Consider the following 6230-nt stretch of genomic DNA (forward strand, 5'->3'; position numbering starts at 1 on the left):
GTTGGCGGATCGCGGCTGCTAGGGGCAGCGCGCCCGCGCAGGGCGTTCCGGCTCCTTGCCATCGACGATGAACGTGTCGAAGCGGAACACCCCCGCCGCTTCGTTCTCCACGATGTCGATCACCTCGCCCTGCAACGTCTGCATCACGGACTGGCCCTCGGGCACGTCCTCATGTCCCGGTCGCTTGGCGGCCTGGCCATCCCACGGCGAAAAAACAAGGATGCCCGGGTACGGCTCACGCTCGCCCGAAGCCTTGCGCCGAGCCGTCTTGAATTGCGTGCCCGCGGCATAGGTCACGCCGCCAAACGGCGTGCTGCATGCCAGCTCCGCATCCGTGACCCGCAGCACTTCGCGCGACGCATCCAGGTAGAGGCTGGGCCGGCTCAGATATAGCCCGAACACCTGCACGGCCGTCTCGCCCTTCACTTCCACTCGCCAGCGGTCCGGGTCGCGCGACCCATCGACATAGACGGTGCCGTCCGACCCGCGCAATACGGCGCCCGGTGCGATCTCCAGGCCCGCGGCCCGATTGCCGTCCGCCAGCACACATTCCTCGAACGCCTTGATGGCGCCGTCAGGCATCACGTCGAACTTGATGTCCTGCGTGGCGTCGCAATGCCAGCCTTGCACCGTCTGCACGCCGGCACCGCGCAGGATCACCGAACGCGGATGCCTGCCCAACAGCGCATACGTTTCCTTTTCATACTCGGCATCCAGATAGCGCCGCACCCAGGTCGCCTCTACACCCAGCATGGACACGGCTTGCGGAAAACTGGCCTCGACGTAGGTATCGAGCTTGCCTTCGTCCTGCAGCTTCAGGCGTGTCCCCGCCGGCATCTCGACGCCGCTTACCGTCGTGGGCTGCTGCAACATCACATTGCGCGCCGCTTCACCGCGTTCGATCTCCCGCTCGAGCTGCCACATCATGGTCTGGAACCACGCGTAGAAGCTGAACGGCACCAGCAGCACCAGGCAGAGGACGGCCGACGTCTTCCAATACTTGCGAACCGCGCGCCGCGCGCCGCGGCTGACTGCCAGAACCAGCACCCACCCTAACAGCAGGAGCCCGGCGAAAAAGCCGGCGGTAAGCAAGATGAAAAAGTTGGCGCTGGGAAGTGCTATCGGAATCATGGCGGTGATGCTATCCGCAAAATTACTCTCTGGCGAATTATCAGAATTTTATTAAAGACGCCGCTTCTAGGACCGACTGTAATCACACATGTCGCCGAGATGTACGCCATGAACCTCTGAACAGCACCGTCGGCGCATTGCTTTTCAGCCCTTTTGATAGAAATCAACTTATGAAATCCAAGGTATTCATTGCGCTGGCCATCGGCGCTTTCGCTTCCACTTCGCAACCGGCATTGGCCGCGGACGGCACGATCACCTTCACGGGCGCGGTCTCCGCCAACACCTGCACCATCGATGGCAACGGCACAGGCAGCAAGAGCTTCAACGTGCTCATGCCCACGGTCGGTGTCGATGCATTGACGACGGCAGGTCAAACGGCCGGCACCACGCCTTTCACCATCCGCTTGACGGCCTGCACCCCCGATACGGGCACGGTTCACACGCTGTTTGAACCCGGCGCCAACGGCAATGCCGCAACCGGCAACCTGACCACCGCCGCAGGTGGCGCAAGCAACGTTGAAATCCGCCTCCTCAATAGCGACGAAACGCCTATCGACGTCACCGTGGCCGACGAAGCCCAGAACTCCAAAGCCGTTTCCTTGAACAGTGGCGAGGCCGCGCTTCATTACCGGGCCCAGTACTTCGCGCTCGGCCAAGCCGGCGCAGGCAACGTAACCGCCACCGCCAAGTACACCATCATTTATCAATAAGCCGTCCGGCCTGGCCTTTGCGTTGCCCTGAAGACGCCCGGATCAGTAGTCAAGCCCCATTTACAGTCCGAGGAAACCGATGAACCCATTCCAAGTAGTCCTAGCTGCCGGAGCGTTGGCAGGTCATATCTTCGCCGCCGCGCCGGCAACCGCATCCGTCGTCATTGGCAGTACGCGGATCGTCTATGAGGCCGGGCAGGCGGAAGTCAACGTCAAGCTCAAGAACGAGGGCGACCAACCCGCCCTCACCCAAGCCTGGATCGACAAGGGCGACGCCAAGGCAGCGCCCGGATCCATCCAGGTGCCGTTTATCGTGACGCCGCCCGTCACCCGAATCGACCAAGGCAAGGGCCAGACCTTGCGCCTGATGCATACGGGCGAACCGATGGCGCAGGACAAGGAATCCGTCTTCTGGCTCAACGTGCTGGAAATCCCGCCCAAGGACAAAGCCAATCAGAACCTCTTGCAGATGGCGTTCCGGTCGCGGATCAAGCTGTTCTATCGGCCCGCGGGGCTCAAAGGCAAGGCCGAGGACGCGCCCTCGCAGGTCAGCTGGCGCCTGGTCAAGTCCGGCAACCGCAACGCCATCGAAGCCACCAACCCCACGCCGTATCACGTCACCTTCATCGAGGTAAACGTGGCAAGCAACGGCAAGCGCGCCAAGTTCACCGACGGGGACATGCTTGCCCCGGGCGAAAAAAAGATCCTTCCCCTTGTGGGCGACGTGGTCCAGGGCGCAAATGCCGAAGTCACGTACCGCTTCCTGAACGACCATGGCGGCGCGGTCAAAGGCGCCCGGTCCGTCAGCGCCACCTAGCGCGACATAAGCATTACCGGCCCGGCTCGACCGGCCGGCTGTCCGCTCACCAACCCCATTCCCGACGCCAGCAACGCGGCACGATCGGCCGGCACCAGCCTGCCGGCAGCGCCGCGCCTGATCACGCCCGTGCCTATCATGGAACGTCTTGCTACCACGCCGCATTTCGCGCTCGCCGCGATCACGCTAAGCCTGCTCAGCGCAACTGCCTGGGCCGCAGGCAGCATCGAGCTCGCCGCCGTGGAAGCGGACGTGGAGTTCAACGATGCCTTTCTGGGCGGCGCGAACGTGGACGTCAGCCAGTTCTCGCGCTCAAACAGCGCGATCCCGGGCACCTACCGCCTCGACGTGCTGGTGAACGACCGCTGGCTGGGACGTTCTGACGTGCGCATCGGCAAACCTGCTTCCGCAAATGCGCCGCTTCAAGCGTGCTTCGACCAGGCGCTGGTGGAGCTGGCGGGCATCGATCTCGCCAAGGTCGACGCCCCGCGCGCCGGACAGTTGTCCGGCGACCAATGCGTCGCGCTGACCGACCTGGTGAAGGAAGCGCGCGCGGAGTTCGATGCGGGCGAGCAGCGGCTGAACGTGACGGTGCCGCAGGCGTCGCTGGTCCGACAGGGCCGCGGTTTCGTGGACGCCAAGCATTGGGACGAAGGGGTGCCGGCCGCGCTATTGAATTACAACACCAACTTCTACACCTCTCGCGCCGATGGCAAGGCTTCGACACAGAGCTTTGCGGGTCTGAACGCCGGCGCGAACGTCGGCCCCTGGCGCCTGCGCCACACCGGCAACGCGACCAAGGACAGCAAGAGCGGCCTGCAGTATCAAAGCGTGCAGACCAATCTGCGGCGCAACGTCACCGGCATGAAAAGCCAGCTGGTCATCGGCGATGCATTCACGGACGGGTCCACGTTCGACAGCGTCGGCTTCCGGGGCGTGCAGATGTCCAGCGACGATCGCATGTATCCCGAATCGCAGCGCGGCTTCGCGCCGACGCTGCGCGGCATCGCCAACACCAACGCGCGCGTCCAGGTCCGCCAGAACGGCAACATCATTTACGAAACGACCGTGGCCCCCGGCCCGTTCATCATCGACGACCTGTATGCCACGGGATACGGCGGCGATCTGGAAATGGTGGTCAACGAAGCCGACGGCCGCGTCCTGGTCTCCCGGGTTCCTTTCTCCGGCGCCGTGAATTCCTTGCGCCCGGGCGTGACCCGATACAGCGTTACCGCTGGCCAATACCGCACGCCGCAGACGGCCGATCGGCCCCTGATGGCGCAAGCGACTGTGCAGCATGGCATCAGCAATCTCGTGACCGCCTACGGCGGTCTGACCGCGGCGCAAGGCTACGGCGCCGTACTGGGCGGCGCCGCGTTGAACACGGATTTCGGCGCGTTTGGGCTGGACATCACCCAGGCGGCCACGCGCCTGTCCAAAGAAAAGAACCGCAATGGACAAAGCGTCAAACTGAGCTACTCCAAATTTCTGGAGCCCACCAGCACCAGTCTCACGCTGGGCGCCTATCGCTATTCCAGCCGCGGTTACCTCAGCATGGCCGACGCCATGGAACTGAGATCCCGGCAGGAGCACGGGCAAGGCGCAGGCCAGTATGGAACGCAGCGCGGCCGCCTGCAGGCGACCATCAACCAGAAACTGCCGCAGGGCTATGGATCCATCCATTTCACCGGATCGACGCAGGATTACTGGGACAAACGCGGCCGCGACACCCAGATCCAGGCCGGCTACAGCAACAGCTACAAGAACGTGAACTACAGCGTGTCGGCGACGCGTCAGCTCAACGTGGGTACGCAGAAGTGGGACAACCAGGTCATGCTCAACGTGGGCATTCCGTTGGGCCGCAACCAAAACCCGGTCTACGCGTCGACCAGCATGCAGAAGGGATCGGACGGTTCGAGCAGCATCCAGCAATCGGTGGCGGGGGCCCTCGGCGCCGACAACGCATTCAACTATGGCGTGAGCGCCGGGCGTGCCATGTCGTCAAGTGGTCCGGCCAACACCAACATCGCGGCGAACGCCTCGTACCGCACGCCGGTGGCCGCCGTGTCGGCCAACGCCAGCACCAGCTCGAACTACACGCAATACGGCGCGAGCCTTTCCGGCGGCGTCGTGGCGTATGGCGGCGGCGTCGTCATGACGCCAAACGCCGGCGAAACAATCGCAATCGTCGAGGCGAAAGACGCCGCTGGCGCGCGGGTGCTCACCAGCAGCGGGGTGCGCCTGGATTCCAAGGGCCGCGGGGTCGTATCGGCATTGACGCCCTACGCCAGAAACAGCATTGAGCTCGACCCCAAGGGCCTGCCGCTGAACGTCGAACTCAAGGCGACCGAGCAACATGTGGCCCCCACCGCCGGCGCGGTGGTCCGGCTGAGCTTCGAAACCGAAAACGCGGGAAGCGCGGCGCTGCTGACGGTGGCCACGCGCAGCGGAGAGCCCCTTCCGTTTGGCGCCGACGTGCAGGACGCCGACGGAAACAGCGTGGGTGTCGTGGCGCAAGGCGGCCGCGTGCTTGCGCGCGGGTTGAAGGACACACAGGGCATCCTGACCGTGAAATGGGGCGCGAACGATGGCGAAGCTTGCACGTTTGGCTATGCCCTAACCGAGCAGCGTCTCAAGGATGCATCGCTGCCCCAGGCGAGCGGGCTGCTCTGCGACAAGACGGCGCCAGCACGGATCGCCAAAAATTGATGATGGGAATATTGATGAACAAGACCATGTTGCGTGCGGCGATCGGGCTGCTTGCCTTGTTGGGTTCCACGGCCTCGTGGGCGGCCTCGACCTGCACCCAGACGATAAGCTCGGTTTCCGTGAACACGCCGCCTCACATCACGATACCCCGTGATGCGGCCATCGGCACGGCCCTCACCGACTGGCTGACAACCGCAGCCACTACCGATTGGTTCAACTGCAGCGTTTCCGGAGGCGCCACCACGGCAACCGGTATGCACACCGTCGTTCCCAGCGCGGGGCAGACGAAGGTCGTTGACGGAATCACCTATGACGTCCATGCGACAGGCGTCGATGGCCTGGGTATCATCATTGGCGCCCGGAGCTACGTCAACGGCTGCGGATGGGCGGCATTCCAAGCCCTCAACCGAACCTGGAGAACCCGGGGATGCAACATGCAGGGCGCGCTCACCAACGGCGGGCAGCTACGCGCGATGTTCGTCAAAACGGGCCCCGTAGCCACCGGCATCGTTCCGCCGACAACCATTGCAAGCGCGGCATCGTTCTCGAATGAAGTCGGCAGCATGCTCGCTCAGGACCCCGGCGTGGAGATCCAGTTTGTCACCATGGCGGTGTTACTGATGTCGCAGGCCTGCACCACGCCCAACGTTTCCGTATCCCTCGGGTCTCCCCAGGCGTCGGTATTCAAGGGAACGGGCTCTTCCAGTCAGCTTGTTGGGTTCGATATTTCGTTGAACGGCTGCCCCGCAGGCATGAGCGCCATTCACTACCAGATCGATGCCGTCACGCCTATCGTGGACGCCGCAAACACGGTTATCGGCCTGGATGCGAATTCAACGGCGACAGGCGTCGGCGTTGAATTC

5 protein-coding genes are annotated in these 6230 nt (G+C 63.6%); 4 read left to right on the forward strand and 1 reads right to left on the reverse strand.

The genetic code is table 11. The annotated features are described in order from the left end of the window. Window positions 1-18: 18 nt before the first annotated feature. Complete coding sequence (locus AC6LJW_RS23825; protein WP_498088419.1) at window positions 19-1131, reverse strand: hypothetical protein; 1113 nt, start codon at window positions 1129-1131, stop codon at window positions 19-21. A 170-nt stretch (window positions 1132-1301) separates the two neighbouring features. Between AC6LJW_RS23825 and AC6LJW_RS23830 the strand changes: the two genes are divergently transcribed. The 4 genes from AC6LJW_RS23830 to AC6LJW_RS23845 all read left to right on the forward strand — a co-directional run. After that, window positions 1302-1841, forward strand: a complete 540-nt coding sequence (locus AC6LJW_RS23830; RefSeq protein WP_498088421.1) for a fimbrial protein — start codon at window positions 1302-1304, stop codon at window positions 1839-1841. 79 nt (window positions 1842-1920) lie between these two features. Continuing rightward, window positions 1921-2658 (forward strand): fimbria/pilus periplasmic chaperone, encoded by a 738-nt coding sequence (locus AC6LJW_RS23835; protein WP_498088422.1) that lies wholly within the window; start codon window positions 1921-1923, stop codon window positions 2656-2658. Window positions 2659-2796: 138 nt separating this feature from the next. Continuing rightward, window positions 2797-5367 carry a fimbria/pilus outer membrane usher protein gene (locus AC6LJW_RS23840; protein ID WP_498088423.1) on the forward strand — a complete coding sequence of 857 codons (2571 nt, stop codon included), beginning with the start codon at window positions 2797-2799 and terminating at the stop codon, window positions 5365-5367. A 14-nt stretch (window positions 5368-5381) separates the two neighbouring features. Then, window positions 5382-6230, forward strand: an 849-nt coding sequence (locus AC6LJW_RS23845) for a hypothetical protein (protein ID WP_498088424.1), incomplete at its 3' end; no start/stop codon positions are given.

Source organism: Achromobacter sp. 1012554356, from assembly GCF_059760815.1.

Coding starts and splice junctions, on each gene's coding strand:
- AC6LJW_RS23835 (WP_498088422.1), top strand. CDS start 1,921: ATGAACCCATTCCAAGTAGTCCTAGCTGCCGGAGCGTTGGCAGGTCAT.
- AC6LJW_RS23840 (WP_498088423.1), top strand. CDS start 2,797: ATGGAACGTCTTGCTACCACGCCGCATTTCGCGCTCGCCGCGATCACG.
- AC6LJW_RS23830 (WP_498088421.1), top strand. CDS start 1,302: ATGAAATCCAAGGTATTCATTGCGCTGGCCATCGGCGCTTTCGCTTCC.
- AC6LJW_RS23825 (WP_498088419.1), bottom strand. CDS start 1,131: ATGATTCCGATAGCACTTCCCAGCGCCAACTTTTTCATCTTGCTTACC.